Here is a 14,282-nt window from a genome sequence, read left to right as displayed (position 1 = left end):
TGGTTAGGTCTCTACCGGGTCTCCATTCTTGCCAGATCTGCTCTCTTCGCTGCGGAAACGATTGACGTCGTTCGACTCTCCGCGAACCACGCGATCCAACTGCTCCGTCGCCTCTTGGCGCTCCTCAGAGTTTGGAAGTTTTCGGACAAGGCTAAGCGCGAAAGCCCGTATCGCGCCGAGCTTTGGGAAACGCTCTTCGATCTCGTTTCGTGCAGCAGACATAGCGTCGGCCCGGCCATGTTCAGCGGCTTCTTCGCGCAGACGTCTGAGCGACCCACCAATGCGCCTCCCGACCCGAAGAACCTCTTTCGGTGCAAGCTTGAGCCTGGCGTTCAACTCTTCCCAGCGAGACAATTCTCGTTTTGCTCTTCGCGTAGGGCCTACTTCGCCATCTTTGTCGTCCCCATGAACCTCAAGGAGACCATCTGCGAATGCCTCGACCGTTGCGATACCGGCGTCGAGGCGGCTTTCTTTTCTGTCGAGCACCCTTCGCTGCGCGCGTAGCGTTTCGCGCTCACTGTCGAGCGCTTCGTGCATCTCGACGACGTTCTCCTCACGTATGGTCATCTCTTCGGATGCGGCTACTTGCGCCGCCCGAACTTTGCGAAGATCTCTAATCTTTACCTGCGCCTGCGCGCTCTCTTCTTCCTCGCGCTTCCTCTTGCTCCACTGCGGTCGCGAATAGCGGAAGCGACGGGGTCCGAACCGACATAAACCAACCTTCCCCAAGCCATCTCGGTGAAGATCATTCTGCCACTCTCTCATCGCCTCGCAGTAGGCCCGCTTCGACTTCTCGAAGAGGTTGGTGCCAGCCTGCGATAGGGTGCCATGTCGTGCTCGGAATGCGTCTTGCGCCGCCTTTCCAGGGTGCAGTCCATTGACGGAACCGCGCTGGCGGTCGAGGCCGAAGATGTGCATGTGAACTTGACGTTCGTCGAGATGGATGACCGCCATTGCGAACTCACCTCCAGCGTCTTCCAAACGACTTTTCTCGAAGCCAATCACCAGATCGAAGGCCCGCCTACACTCCGCCATCTTCTTACTGTCGCGGAGCGCTTCCGCACTCTCCACCGGAAGAGAAACCACCGATGTGTAGAGCGTGTGCGTATCGACGCGAATCGACCTTCTCCGAGTGCTTTTCTTCTTCGTTTTGGCGTTCGTGTAGGGGACGGCAATCTTCGTGTTACAGGCTTCATCGTGTGCGGTTCGCAAGTCGTCGAAAGTCTCGCATGTGCCGGCGATCACGACCGGCGCGCGTCTTATGTAGCCCACGTGCTGGGACGCCTCCGGCTCCCGAGCTGCCTCAGCAATGATTTGCTCGGGCGTCCAGCCACGTTGTCCATTGCGACGCACCTTGGACGTGTTACCGTTATTCTTGGCAACGCCGCTGCGCGACCACGTTTCAATGTGTCCGAACTGGAATCCTTGCATGATTTTCTCCTGCCTCCTGTCAACTTGATGACGCGGACATAGGGAAAGATCGGTAGCCTCAAAAAAGTGAAGGTCGCTGTCTCGAAGGACCTCCCGAGGCCGGCCAGCAGGGCAGGCCGCAAAGAGGTGTAGAGAACCGACTATGCGTATTGCGAGACGCCGCTAAAGCGGCTCAATACGCGTCGGCCCTCTGGGGCTCTCCGAGGGCCCCGCCGGGGGCCACCTGCGCGGTGTGCGGTCCTTCGCGGACAGCGGCAGGGTCGTCGTTCGCCACTCCCCCATGCACCCCCTGGCGTCTCCCGACGGGCTTGGGTCATCGTTCCGCACTCCCCCAAAAACCCCTGCTCCCGGAGGGGCCGCTCCGCGCTCGCCTCCGAACCTCCCCCACTCTCGATGAGACCGCTCCACGCGTCTCCCCGAACCCCTCTGCGTTCGTCTCCCGACGGGGTCGAAAGGGCGATCCCTCTCGACGCTCTCCCAACTGACGCGAACGAGCAGTTCAGGCCGTCAGGTGCTGCCTGACGCGGTGCAGGATCAGCTTGAGGCTGGCGGTCCGGGGTCGGCGTCTTCGTGCACGCGCCTGGTGTCGCGCACGAAGACGACGCCTCGGTCCTCGGGGATGAAGTCGGGAAGCGCGGCGATGCCACTTGCAAGGAGGTCGAGATGCTCGACGCTGCACCCATTCTACCCACCATGACTGCTGCTTGGCGCGATGAAGTCGGCTATGGCGACATCGTCTCATACCGCTTTCCGCTCGCCGAGAACGGCCATACAGGACGACCAAAAGCCCGGCCCTGCTTGATCCTCGAGACCGAAGTGCGGGACGGGCTGCGATACGCCCTGTTGGCCTACGGAACGACGTCTCGCCGCAAGTCAAACGTCGGCGATGAAGTCCATGTCCGGCGTCGCGTTCAATACCTCGCAGCTGGACTCGACAAACCCACGCGGTTCGTCTGCGCACGGCGGCTTCTCGTGCCGCTGACGAACAGCGGCTTCGTCGTCAGTTGTATGACCGACTCAGCTGTTACCGGTCGCTTGGAAGGCAACCCGTTCGAACGAATGAACGCGATACGCGGTCGTTTCCACGCATCGCGAGACATCGCCGAGGATGCGCGATCATCCCAACGGCGAGGGCACGGGAAGAGGTCTGCCCGACCGACCTTTCTCGGCGGAAAGGCGGTGCGGGCATGAACCTCCAAAGCCGGGTCAGTCTGTTCGAGAACCAAGTCGATATGACACGCAACCTTCTCGCACAGTGCCGTGGGATGCGCCGTCATCTGACGCTTCACGTGCTGCCCAACCTCAGTGACTCCGATCAGTTCGTCGTCGAGTGTCTCATGGACAACCTCGTCGATGAGGAGCCGACACATACCAATCTGATAAGTCATCTCGACAACTCACTTGGCGAGATCCGCGCGGCCATCGAAGCGGGGACAACAGAAGAGCGGGTGCCGATCCCGGCGGAGCGGCTCATCGGCACGTCCGAAGCCTTTGACACTTACAAATCCCTCACGCCTGCCGCCGAGGCGTTGAAAGACGCTCTTCCTCCGGTGGAGCGTCTTCTACAGACCGCTCTGGATGTGCAGGATTTCGCGAAAGCAGTCCGACTGACCCTCGATTTGATCGACCGGGAATAACTCAGCGCTGCGCGCCATACGCGCGCCGTTCTTGAGGGGCGCCATGCCCCCGCCGCCGGACCGGATCGCCCGGCGGTCGGCGCGCCGACATTCATCTCTCTGCTGCTCCAGTCGGCGCGCCACTTCCCCGATCTCGTTCACATAAGGTTTTCCCATGATCATCTTCATTGACTTCGAGGCGTCTTCGCTCGCCCCCAACAGCTGGCCGATCGAAATCGGTCTTTCGTGGATCGAGCCGGATGGAAGCATCACCTCCGTCGGCAAACTCATCCGCCCCGCTCCCACATGGCCCGAGACGGCTTGGTCTGACAAAAGTGCCGCTGTTCATCGCATCCCGCGGTCTGATCTCGACGGTGCCGAGCCCGCCGAGACAGTGGCTCGATGGGCCGTTGAGGCGATCGGTGATGCTCAACTGATCGCTGACGCGCCACGGTTCGATCAGCACTGGCTTGATCGACTGCTTACGACCATGGAGGACGCGCCCAAACTTCAGATCGAAGATTTCCACCAAGTTGCTTGGACAGCTTTCACCGACGACGGCAATCCAATCTCGGCAGCGCTGGATGCTGTCTACGAGAAGCGTGAACGCCGACGGACGAGTCACCGCGCTGCAAAGGATGCGGCCGATCTCGCGCACTCTTGGCGCTCGGGGCTGCATGTGCTGGGGCGTTTGCCCTGATACCGGTCGAGCCGAGGATGCGCTCGCAGGTTGCCCTGCGAGCGCCTACGGCCAACGCTGCGACGGTCTCGGGTAGGCGTCCGCCATGTCGGTTGCTTGATGCCCGAACTGGAAAGGACTCCGCCGATGCCACTCGACAAACTGATCGACCTTCTCGCAGAAGCCGCTGTCCGCAAGCTCTCGCAGGAGCGGGAGAAGCAGGACGCGACGCCTGACGCGATAATCTCACTCTACCGGAGATTGCGGCCATACGATGTCCTCATTTGCCTGCAATACATCCTCCAATTGTGCCGTCCCGACGGCACGCCGACGACAGGAAGACCATGACCGACCAGACCAACGCTCTCCTCTACCTCCGAACGGCACGCGCAAACGACGACGACATCGCCGAGCAGAGGCACCGGTGCGCCACTCTCGCTGAAGCGCGGGGCTGGCGGGTCGTCGATGTCATCTTCGACAACGGCGTCAGCGGCACAGGCGACGAACCCGGCCTGACGATCCTCCGGGATCGGATAGTGAACGGCGAGGCGCAGGCCGTCATCGCGACTGACCTGACGCGGATTTCTCGTGATCCCGAGGCATTTCGTGCTTTCGCTCGCTTCTGCGAGCAAAACGATGCCGACTTGTCCTTCGTCGATTCGCCCGACAATCTGGGCAGCCTCGACGCACTTACTGACGACGACAGAGCGTCAGATCTCGACTCCGACCGTAAGAGCGGTCTCCAACCCGTAGAGTTTCGCCTGTGAACGACCAATCCAAATTTTCCAGCCCCCGCCGCGTCGCGCTTTATGCGCGCTATTCGACGGACATGCAGAACCCGATGTCGATCGACGACCAGTTCCGCATGGCGGAGCGGTATGCGGCGCAGAAGGGCTGGTTGGTGGTGCAACGCTTTTCCGACGGCGCCATCACCGGCACGGCAAGCTACGCCCGTAGCGACTTTCTACGGCTGATGGAGGCACTATCCGACAAGAACCGCGGATTCGATATCGTGATCGCGGAATCTCTCGACAGGATCTCCCGCGACTCCGAGCATTTGGCCCGGTTCAACAAGATCGCAGAGCACGCGAACATCGAGATCCACACCGTCGAGCGTGGCAAGGCTGACGCGCTTTCGGTCGGAATTGCCTCGGTCTTCAACACGATGTTCCTGCAAGGGCTGTCCACGAAGGTGCACCGCGGCATCGAAGGCAAGGTCCTGGGCGGACTGAGCGGCGGCGGCCGCGTCTACGGCTATAAGATCGGCACCAACGTTCGCGGTGTGCCCATGACGGGCACGAGGGTCATCGACGAGATCGAGGCTGCGGTCGTGCGGCGGATTTTCCGCGACTACGCCGCCGGACGCTCGCCTATTCAGATCGCGAGTGATCTGAACACAGAAGGCTTCCCATCACCGGCCGCGGACACCAAACGCAGCTCATCCGGCCACTGGAAGCAGAACACCATTAACGGCAACCGGGCGCGGGGCACCGGCATCCTCAACAACGAGATCTACATTGGAACGGTGATCTGGAACCGGCTCACCTATCGCAAGGACCCGATCACCGAGAAGAAGACCTCGACGCTGAACCCCGAGAGTGCGTGGGTCATCGTCGATGCACCGCAACTGCGGATCGTCGACCGGGACCTGTGGGACGCCGTCAAGGCGCGTCAAGCCTCGCTCTCGAAGCGGAAGGCAAAGCTGGTGAGCACCGATCGCAATCACATGTCCACCGGGCAAGCTCTGCGGCGGCGCAAATATCTGCTCTCGGGGCTTCTGTTCTGCGGCCTCTGCGGCGGACGGATGACCGTTGCCGGGACGGGCAAATACAAGACGTATTACTGCGCCGAGGCGAAGGAGAAAGGCCCGAGCGTCTGCACCGGCTTCCGGGGTCTGCGCGACAGCATCGCCTTGCCCCTGGTCCTGTCAGGCTTGCGCCAGAACCTGATGGCGCCGGAGGCCTACGAGACCTTCCGGGAGCGGTTCCAGCAGCGCCTGCGCGACAGCCAAGGCGCCTCCGAAGACGCGCTGCGCCTCCACGACTCGCGGGTCCGAGACCTTGAGACGAGCCACCGCAACTTGCTGCGGGCGATCGAGAGCGGCGACGACGTGGGCGTGCTGTTGCCGCGGTTGAACGCCGTGGATGCGGAGCTGAAGGAGATGAAGGGGAAGCGCGACCAGATCGTGCCACCGGAGATCGAGCTTCCCGGCAATCTGCCGGAGCTTTACCGGGAGATGGTAAGCGACTTGGCGGCGAGCCTCTCTGAGGAGAGCGTAGCCGGGCGCGCCGCGGACGAACTCCACGAACTCATCGACCGAATCGTCGTGCACTGGGACGCCGAGGCCAACGGCCACTGGCTGAAGATCGAGGGCAACCTACTGGAGATGCTACGAAAATCGGCGCCGAGGGAACTCGACGCCGCGCGTGATAGTGCGATCTTCGCGGAAGTTGGTTGCGGGAGTAGGATTTGAACCTACGACCTTCAGGTTATGAGCCAGAGAAAATGGCTATTCTAAACACTTGAGCGGATTGGGAATAATCTGGTAAGCATCCGTATATCATAGACTTTCTGATGAAGTGAGATGACATGCCGAGCCACCCAGACCTTCCCGCTACGCATGAAAATACGGACACAGTACGGACACAGACTTCGCCGACCCATATTACCGACAAGCTAGTGCGAGCGCTCGAGGCCCCCGGTACCGGCAACCGGATCGTGTACGACGAAAAGTTGCGTGGCTTCGGAGTTCGGGTGACTGCCAAGAGTGTCCGCTCATTCAATCTTAACTTCCGGATCGCCGGACGAGAAAGGCGCATCACTATTGGCAAGTACCCAGCTTGGTCCGTTGCTGCAGCTCGCCGCCAAGCGGAAAGCTACCGTAGGGAGATCGACCGCGGCGAAGACCCATTGGCCGAACGCGATGCTGCGCGGTCCGCACCGACCGTTAAGGACCTATTTGCCCGATACGCCGCCGAACACCTGCCGACCAAGGCACCACGCTCCGCAGCTGATGACCGATCCATGTGGGTCAAAGACATCTTGCCGCGTCTCGGACCGAAAAAGGTCGCCGACCTCAGGTTTGATGATTGCGACCAGCTTCACCGGTCAATCAGTCAATCACGCCCAACCCGCGCCAATCGGGTGATCGAAGTATTGAGAAAGGCCCTCAATCTCGCGATCCGGTGGGGCTGGCTCGAACGCAACCCTGCCTCTGGCGTTCGCCGAAACCCGGAAGAGAAGCGGACCCGCTATCTAAGCCCCTCAGAGCTTGCGCGGCTGACTGAGGCCTTGGCTGCGCATCCCCAACGCGCGTCTGCTGACGCGATCCTCTTCATGCTGCTCACAGGCTGTCGCCGGGGCGAAGCATTGAGCGCAACTTGGGACCAGTTCGATTTGGCCCAGCGAGTGTGGAGCAAACCTGCCGCAACAACAAAGCAACGCCGATTCCATCGGGTCCCCTATTCTGCAAGAGTAGCTGCTCTTCTCGATGAACGGCGCGCTTCCGAATGTGGAGAGGCCGTGTTCGCGGGCCCGACTGGCAACCCTCTGACCGATGTAAAGAGAACTTGGGCAAGTGTATGCGAAACAGCGAACCTTGAAGACGTGCGCTTGCATGACTTACGACATACCTATGCCAGCGTTCTCGCCTCATCTGGCGCGTCCCTCCCTGTCGTGGGAGCCTTGCTCGGCCATAGCCAGCCACAGACTACAGCAAGATACGCGCATCTTTACGACGACACCCTCCGCCTTGCGACTGAAGCTGTATCCGAGAGACTTCGCTAACTTTCTCAAGTCATGAGATGACACCGGATGTCACTGGGCAGATTTAGCCTTGATTTTATTTCAGCTATGAGCTGGTTTTAGGTCGCGGCGCTACCCGCAAACAGTCGTACAATTAAACCCACCTCCCAGATCAGCCCCACCACAAAAAAAACTCACTAAACATCAAAACAACCCCACCATTCCACATCGACCAACCTGACCTAAGACTTTACCAAACCAGCCCCTTCCAGCCCTGAAAATAGCGCCGCATCCTTTCAATCTGGATGCTGAGAAACCTGCGTGGTTTCTCGGCTCCAATCCAAGGGGTTCGGGATGAACACGACTGCTATGGCTGATCGGCTTTGCCCAAAAGAAGCTTCTACGTACATCGGACTCAGCGTCCGTACTCTCGCACGTTATCGCGCAGAGGGCCTTGGCCCGAAGTACCTGCGCGTGGGCCGCTCGATCCAGTATGTACGGACGGCCATTGATGAATGGCTGTTGTCCCAAGAGCAAATCCCCGTTCGGGAAAATGCGTAACGCGAGCGCGTTCCGCCATGCGCGACCGCTGCCTTACGCAGCGGGCGGGCGCGCGCGGCGGAGCGCGCGGTCAATGGGGGGTCCTAGTAGCACCCCCCTCTACAAATACACTTTCAGGAAAATCCGATGGAAGTATTGCACCAAGGTTTTGATAAGCTCTACGTGGCCGTGCGCGGTCAAATGACTGACGAAATCCTAGATCAGCTGGAACAGGTGAAGGCCCACGCTGTGCAAATCAACGACGTCATGGCGACATGGGTCGATGGCTTGAACCTCGTCGTTCATCCGATGGGACGTAAAGGCGGCTATCAATTCGTCTGCGAAACGGATTATGGGCGCGGACCGATGCTCGCGTTGAAGGCACCAAATAAGCGCGACCCATGGGGCGTCCACGCCTCGTTTTCGTCAATCTACCTTGCCGCTAATGGCTTGGAAGCGGCGCGCGCTAAGCTGGATACTATACTCGATCAGCTCAACATCGTTCGACTAGACCAAGACGTTGCTATTTCGCGTTTAGACTACGCCATCGATGTTCTTGCCCCTACATTCATCCTCGATCCAGACCATTTCGTAATGCACGCGCGCACGCACCGTCGCACGCATGACGCATTACATTCCATGGCGACCTCCGGGCGATCAGGACGCACAACATCTGTCACGATTGGCAAAAATCCAAATCGGCAAGTTATCGTCTACGACAAGCGTGAAGAGGTGATGTCCAAAAGGAAGGTTGAGTGGCCAGTGCTTTGGAACGCAAAACGCCAGGCGAACGGCAAAGCCGCACTCGATTTCCAAGATCCCGCCACCAGCCGAGTCTGGCGTGTCGAACTTCGCGCCTACAAGAACTATCTAAGGAAACCACATGGCATTTCGGGCTGGGCGCAGCTTGAAGCAGGACTTCCTTCCGTGATGCAAGAGCTTGCCCAAGATATTCGCCACTGCGAACCGACTGCTGACAGCAATCGGTCGCGGTGGCCGCTCTCACCTCTCTGGCAAATCGCGATTGAGCATATCGAGGCCGGCCTTCTCGCCATTCCTATGCCAGATCTAGAAGATATCCTTATTGAAGTTTGTAGAACCGAGAGAATCCGCCAACTCACAGCTCAGAGACACGGCTTGTCGGTCGCAATCGCAGCATTGCACGGACTAAGGGCAGAGCAGTTCGAACCCTTCCTATCGCGTCTGGTCGGCGAGGAAACCCGCCTAGCGGAGAACCACCGACAACCTCTGCAAGACCGCATATCTCAAGCCGGAGTCCGAATGGGATCAACCCCCGGGTACCGATGATCCCGAACTCTTGAAGATCATCAGGGAACCGTTCGCTTCTTGGAAGAAAAGGCATGAGATCCGCATCCATCCTGCCTTGTCCGGATCCCGGACCTCAGCTGACGTTCGTGCAAATCGCAGCGAAGGTCAGCTGCGAGCCCAAAAATCCGAATGCTGCATCTTGCCCGAGTTTCCGGCTTTCCGTCTTGATCACCGAGGGGCATGCGAAATTTCGTACGCTCATCATGGCTTCTAGCTTTAGGCCAATCATTCAGCATTGTGGTAAATATAGCTTGGCTCCACGAAATCGCGCAGGTTTTTTTGATGGCGATCAATCATATGCTTCAGACGCTTGCCTGCAAGAAAAGGCCGTGCAGGTTCGCGTAGGCATTCAAATTGTGCCTTCGAGATTTGGCGCTGCATTTGTCGCAAGGCGATGTCGGAAATGGTTTTCATAGCTTGCGTGCCAGCGTAAAACGTTTCGACTTCGGCTCCGTTGGCAAAGACTACTTCGTGAAATGCGCAAGCGAAGTGATGATATTGTACCGGCAAAAATCCAAGCGATTGGGTGATGCCATCTAGGGGCAACAGGTGTTTAGCAGCAACGAGCACCTCCTTCGCATCGCACATCCGCTCCACTATGGCGGAACGCAGCAGGATCCTGTGTTGTGGTGACACGCGCAACCTGCGCGCGGGTGTGCATGGTCCAAGGCACCCCGCTTCCAAAGTAATCGGGGCACGTTTTCCCGGCTTCAAGAAGTCGGTTTGATTGATCCACAGTATCGGCTGCGCCCCATGATCTTTGGTCGTGACGAGCATACCCGGTCGCAGATCCTCCACAGCCACCTCGCCGTTTGGCGTAGCGATGCGCGTTCCAGCGACAAAGCAGACGACTTGTGAGTTCTGGACACTTTGGTTTGTCAGGTACCCCGACCAATTGGAGGCCGAAAGACTTGTTAATTCTATGGATTGTACCTTGATGTTGTCCAACCCCGGGCCAGAATTGAGGTCGACGACGAAGACATCACCATTGGCCGCCTGTACGACAACGACTTGGATGCTGCGCGTTGATCCGTCACCCAAAGTAATAATCGCATTGTATAGTGAGGCGGAATCCACTGCGACAGAAACTAACCCGCTGCCAGTGTCATAGGAGATGAAATCAGACGATCCATTGGGGCTATCATCGTCGTCTATTCCACCATTATCATTCTGGTCCTGATTTGTGACGTCGACCAGTGACAGCGTGTCATGAAGGCCCAAAACAACATCCGAGTTCTCAGTGTCCAAATCAGTTTCGTCGGTATCCATCTCGGCGAAGTTTCCGACAAAGAACATTGTCGATGTTGATGTGGTAGGCATATGGGCTTACCTGCTTGGGACTGGGTCCATGCACGGTAGCGTCAGAGTCCTAAGATTCTCTCAACTTGCCGCAGTAAAACAAATTTTTCTTCCTATTGCAGGCATTGGCGTAACCGTAACAAAAGCTCACTTCGTCCGCATTGCGGACCTTGGTGCACCCCGCGGCGAATGACCGGTTTCCGCCCTCATAGTACTGAGGACCCCGCTGCCCGCCAGAGCGCCCTGCAAGCCCACAGATGGTTCTCCGCCCTATCAACCCCACCTTCCCAACCGAGATAGCCCTACGAGCACCCTGAGAAGCTCCCGGCCCAATGGTTCATATCTGTTACTCAACCACCTCTACTCCCCTCCAGCGCGGTTCCTATACGCGACCAATCAGCGGCCTCTGCAGTCACCGTGTCGAACAACTCTGTAGCTGGACTCTGAAACTATCCACTGGCGGCTAGGATCTCGCAGCCACGAGCTGCGTATGCTCCGGCGAGAGAAGCTCTACCCGCGACTAGACCACTCCCTGAAAGCCGATTCTTTCGCGGACACAGTGCGGACATGGAGAAACCAACCAACCCGCCGGGGCTTACGCTGCTTGGTAAATAGTTGTAATAATGGGGTTTATGGTTGCGGGAGTAGGATTTGAACCTACGACCTTCAGGTTATGAGCCTGACGAGCTACCGGACTGCTCCATCCCGCTTGATGTGAGTACTGGTTCTGACTGGAATGTTCAACACCCTGTCCCGAGGAAATGGCTGAAATTATTGAGAATATATGTATTAGGGGAAACGTAGTTATCCCCCTTTTTTTGCACACGAAAGCGCGCCCTATTGGGGCGCGCTTTGTTTAGTCCGTTCATCGTTAGAGAGATACATTGAGATGGCGCTTACTAGGTTTGGCGGCGACCTACTCTCCCACGCCTTAGGACGCAGTACCATCGGCGCAACGGCACTTAACGACCGGGTTCGGAATGGAGCCGGGTGTTTTGCTCGCGCTATGACCACCAAACCGAGTAAGGGCCATCTCGTATCAGCTGGCCTGTGGGCCATCTATTTCAAGTCGTACACTGTGATGTATGCTTCTGATTTGATTTACTTCCTCACCTTTGGTGAGAGAGCCAGACTTCTACTGGATCAAATCAAGCCTATTGGACAATTAGTACCGGTCAACTGAATGCATTACTGCACTTACATCTCCGGCCTATCGACGTGGTGGTCTACCACGGTCCTCAGGGATACCTTGTTTTGAGGGGGGCTTCCCGCTTAGATGCCTTCAGCGGTTATCCTGTCCGATCATAGCTACCCAGCACTGCTATTGGCATAACAACTGGTCCACCAGTGGATCGTTCACCCCGGTCCTCTCGTACTAGGGGCAACTCCTCTCAAGTATCCTACACCCACGGCAGATAGGGACCGAACTGTCTCACGACGTTCTAAACCCAGCTCACGTACCTCTTTAAACGGCGAACAGCCGTACCCTTGGGACCTGCTCCAGCCCCAGGATGAGATGAGCCGACATCGAGGTGCCAAACGGTGCCGTCGATATGGACTCTTGGGCACCATCAGCCTGTTATCCCCGGCGTACCTTTTATCCGTTGAGCGATGGCCCTTCCACTCGGGACCACCGGATCACTATGGCCGTCTTTCGACTCTGCTCGACTTGTCAGTCTTGCAGTCAGGCTGGCTTCTGCCATTGCACTCAACGACCGATTTCCGACCGGTCTGAGCCAACCTTCGCGCGCCTCCGTTACTCTTTAGGAGGCGACCGCCCCAGTCAAACTACCCGCCACACAGGGTCCCGGATCCGGATAACGGACCGCGGTTAGACATCAAGCAGAGCAAGGGTGGTATCTCAAGGATGGCTCCACAGAAACTGGCGTTCCTGCTTCAAAGCCTACCACCTATCCTGCACATGCTCGGCCTAATGCCAATGTGAAGCTGTAGTAAAGGTGCACGGGGTCTTTCCGTCTAACCGCGGGAAGCCTGCATCTTGACAGGCAATTCAATTTCGCTGAGTCGATGTTGGAGACAGCGGGGAAGTCGTTACGCCATTCGTGCAGGTCGGAACTTACCCGACAAGGAATTTCGCTACCTTAGGACCGTTATAGTTACGGCCGCCGTTTACCGGGGCTTCAATTCAAAGCTTGCACTTCTCCTTTTAACCTTCCGGCACCGGGCAGGCGTCAGACCCTATACGTCGTCTTGCGACTTCGCAGAGCCCTGTGTTTTTAGTAAACAGTCGCCACCCCCTAGTTTGTGCCCCCCGCCAACAGTTGCCTGCTAACGGGGCCTCCTTCTCGCGAACTTACGGAGGTATTTTGCCGAGTTCCTTCAACATCGTTCTCTCAAGCGCCTTGGTATTCTCTACCAGTCCACCTGTGTCGGTTTAGGGTACGATCTTATAGTAGGGCTATTTCCAGGAACCTCTAAGCAGCCCAATCAATCCGATAAGATTGAACTACCCTCGAGATCCGTCACCTCTACATGGCCCAGGAATATTAACCTGGTTCCCATCGACTACGCCTTTCGGCCTCGCCTTAGGGGTCGGCTTACCCTGCTCAGATTAGCTTTAAGCAGGAACCCTTGGACTTTCGGCGACAGGGTCTCTCACCCTGTTTGTCGCTACTCATGTCATCATTCTCGCTAGTGATCTCTCCACGGGATCGCTCACGCGCCCGCTTCACAGAAAGCTCCTTGTCTCCAATACGGGCGAACCCGCTAAGGAGACAGTGAGCTATGTCACACTACGCTCCGCTACCATGCGCTATGCGCATCCTAAGCTTCGGCTCATGGCTTGAGCCCCGTTACATCTTCGCCGCAAGACAACTTATCTAGACCAGTGAGCTGTTACGCTATCTTTAAAGGATGGCTGCTTCTAAGCCAACCTCCTGGTTGTTTTGGTCGTCTCACATGCTTTCCCACTTAGCCATGAATTAGGGGCCTTAGCTGTAGGTCAGGGTTGTTTCCCTCTTCACGACGGACGTTAGCACCCGCCGTGTGTCTGCCAGATAGTACTCTACGGTATTCGGAGTTTGGTTAGGATCAGTAAGCCTGTGGGGCCCCATTACCCATCCAGTGCTCTACCCCCGTAGGTATTCGTCTGACGCTCTACCTAAATAGATTTCGCGGAGAACCAGCTATCTCCGAGTTTGATTGGCCTTTCACCCCTAGGCACAACTCATCCCGACCTTTTTCAACAGGTGTGGGTTCGGACCTCCAATAAGTGTTACCTTATCTTCATCCTGGTCATGCCTAGATCACTCGGTTTCGGGTCTGATCCCTCGAACTCATGCGCCCTATTAAGACTCGCTTTCGCTGCGCCTACACCTAACGGCTTAAGCTTGCTCGAGAGACCAAGTCGATGACCCATTATACAAAAGGTACGCCGTCAGGCCTCAAGGGCCCTCCGACTGATTGTAGGCGTTCGGTTTCAGGTACTGTTTCACTCCCCTCGTCGGGGTGCTTTTCACCTTTCCCTCACGGTACTGGTTCGCTATCGGTCAGTAAGGAGTACTTAGCCTTAGAGGGTGGTCCCCCCATGTTCAGACAGGATTTCACGTGTCCCGCCCTACTTAATACGTCCTATCGTGCTTCCTATACGGGACTGTCACCCACTATGGTCAGACTTTCCAGTC

At 57.5% G+C, this 14,282-nt stretch carries 11 protein-coding genes, 1 tRNA gene and 2 rRNA genes (1 of these 14 running past the window's edge); 9 read left to right on the top strand and 5 right to left on the bottom strand.

Features of this window, described 5'->3' with window-relative positions; genetic code table 11:
• Positions 1-3: 3 nt before the first annotated feature.
• The gene (locus FIU81_RS00590) at positions 4-1,431 is read right to left on the bottom strand and encodes a hypothetical protein (RefSeq protein WP_124110806.1); all 1,428 of its coding nucleotides are present in this window, start codon (positions 1,429-1,431) and stop codon (positions 4-6) included.
• Between the two features lie 663 nt (positions 1,432-2,094).
• On the opposite strand from FIU81_RS00590, the gene FIU81_RS00585 reads away from it, so the two are divergent.
• From FIU81_RS00585 to FIU81_RS00545, 9 genes are all read left to right on the top strand, one after another.
• Positions 2,095-2,622, top strand: a complete 528-nt coding sequence (locus FIU81_RS00585) for a hypothetical protein (protein ID WP_124110807.1) — start codon at positions 2,095-2,097, stop codon at positions 2,620-2,622.
• Positions 2,619-3,068 carry a hypothetical protein gene (locus FIU81_RS00580; protein WP_124110808.1) on the top strand — a complete coding sequence of 150 codons (450 nt, stop codon included), beginning with the start codon at positions 2,619-2,621 and terminating at the stop codon, positions 3,066-3,068. The genes FIU81_RS00585 and FIU81_RS00580 overlap by 4 nt, the downstream gene beginning before the upstream one ends.
• A gap of 154 nt (positions 3,069-3,222) precedes the next feature.
• Positions 3,223-3,747, top strand: coding sequence for an exonuclease domain-containing protein (locus FIU81_RS00575; protein ID WP_124110809.1), 525 nt, complete (start codon positions 3,223-3,225; stop codon positions 3,745-3,747).
• Positions 3,748-3,873: 126 nt separating this feature from the next.
• Positions 3,874-4,074 carry a hypothetical protein gene (locus FIU81_RS00570; RefSeq protein ID WP_124110810.1) on the top strand — a complete coding sequence of 67 codons (201 nt, stop codon included), beginning with the start codon at positions 3,874-3,876 and terminating at the stop codon, positions 4,072-4,074.
• Positions 4,071-4,493: a recombinase family protein gene (locus tag FIU81_RS00565; RefSeq protein WP_124110811.1), complete on the top strand. Its 423-nt coding sequence runs from the start codon at positions 4,071-4,073 to the stop codon at positions 4,491-4,493. Before FIU81_RS00570 ends, FIU81_RS00565 begins: the two co-directional genes overlap by 4 nt.
• A complete protein-coding gene (locus tag FIU81_RS00560; RefSeq protein ID WP_254695955.1) occupies positions 4,490-6,199 on the top strand; it encodes a recombinase family protein in 1,710 nt (569 codons plus the stop codon). Before FIU81_RS00565 ends, FIU81_RS00560 begins: the two co-directional genes overlap by 4 nt.
• Positions 6,200-6,444: 245 nt before the next feature.
• Positions 6,445-7,512 (top strand): tyrosine-type recombinase/integrase, encoded by a 1,068-nt coding sequence (locus FIU81_RS00555; protein WP_254695954.1) that lies wholly within the window; start codon positions 6,445-6,447, stop codon positions 7,510-7,512.
• Positions 7,513-7,824: 312 nt separating this feature from the next.
• Positions 7,825-8,031 (top strand): helix-turn-helix transcriptional regulator, encoded by a 207-nt coding sequence (locus FIU81_RS17110; protein ID WP_216644262.1) that lies wholly within the window; start codon positions 7,825-7,827, stop codon positions 8,029-8,031.
• A 126-nt stretch (positions 8,032-8,157) separates the two neighbouring features.
• Positions 8,158-9,318, top strand: coding sequence for a hypothetical protein (locus tag FIU81_RS00545; RefSeq protein ID WP_124110813.1), 1,161 nt, complete (start codon positions 8,158-8,160; stop codon positions 9,316-9,318).
• A 246-nt stretch (positions 9,319-9,564) separates the two neighbouring features.
• On the opposite strand, the gene FIU81_RS00540 is transcribed toward FIU81_RS00545, so the two are convergent.
• From FIU81_RS00540 to FIU81_RS00525, 4 genes are all read right to left on the bottom strand, one after another.
• The gene (locus FIU81_RS00540; RefSeq protein WP_172971359.1) at positions 9,565-10,608 is read right to left on the bottom strand and encodes a Hint domain-containing protein; all 1,044 of its coding nucleotides are present in this window, start codon (positions 10,606-10,608) and stop codon (positions 9,565-9,567) included.
• Between the two features lie 663 nt (positions 10,609-11,271).
• Positions 11,272-11,348 (bottom strand) — tRNA-Met (locus FIU81_RS00535).
• A gap of 193 nt (positions 11,349-11,541) precedes the next feature.
• Positions 11,542-11,656 (bottom strand): 5S ribosomal RNA (rrf, locus tag FIU81_RS00530).
• Between the two features lie 126 nt (positions 11,657-11,782).
• Positions 11,783-14,282: ribosomal RNA gene (locus FIU81_RS00525) — 23S ribosomal RNA — on the bottom strand (it continues 332 nt past the right edge of the window).

Source organism: Palleronia sp. THAF1 (assembly GCF_009363795.1).
In the GTDB taxonomy this organism is placed as follows: domain Bacteria; phylum Pseudomonadota; class Alphaproteobacteria; order Rhodobacterales; family Rhodobacteraceae; genus Palleronia.
Note: the sequence above shows the minus strand (reverse complement) of the source record. Positions and strands in the feature narration are given on the sequence as shown.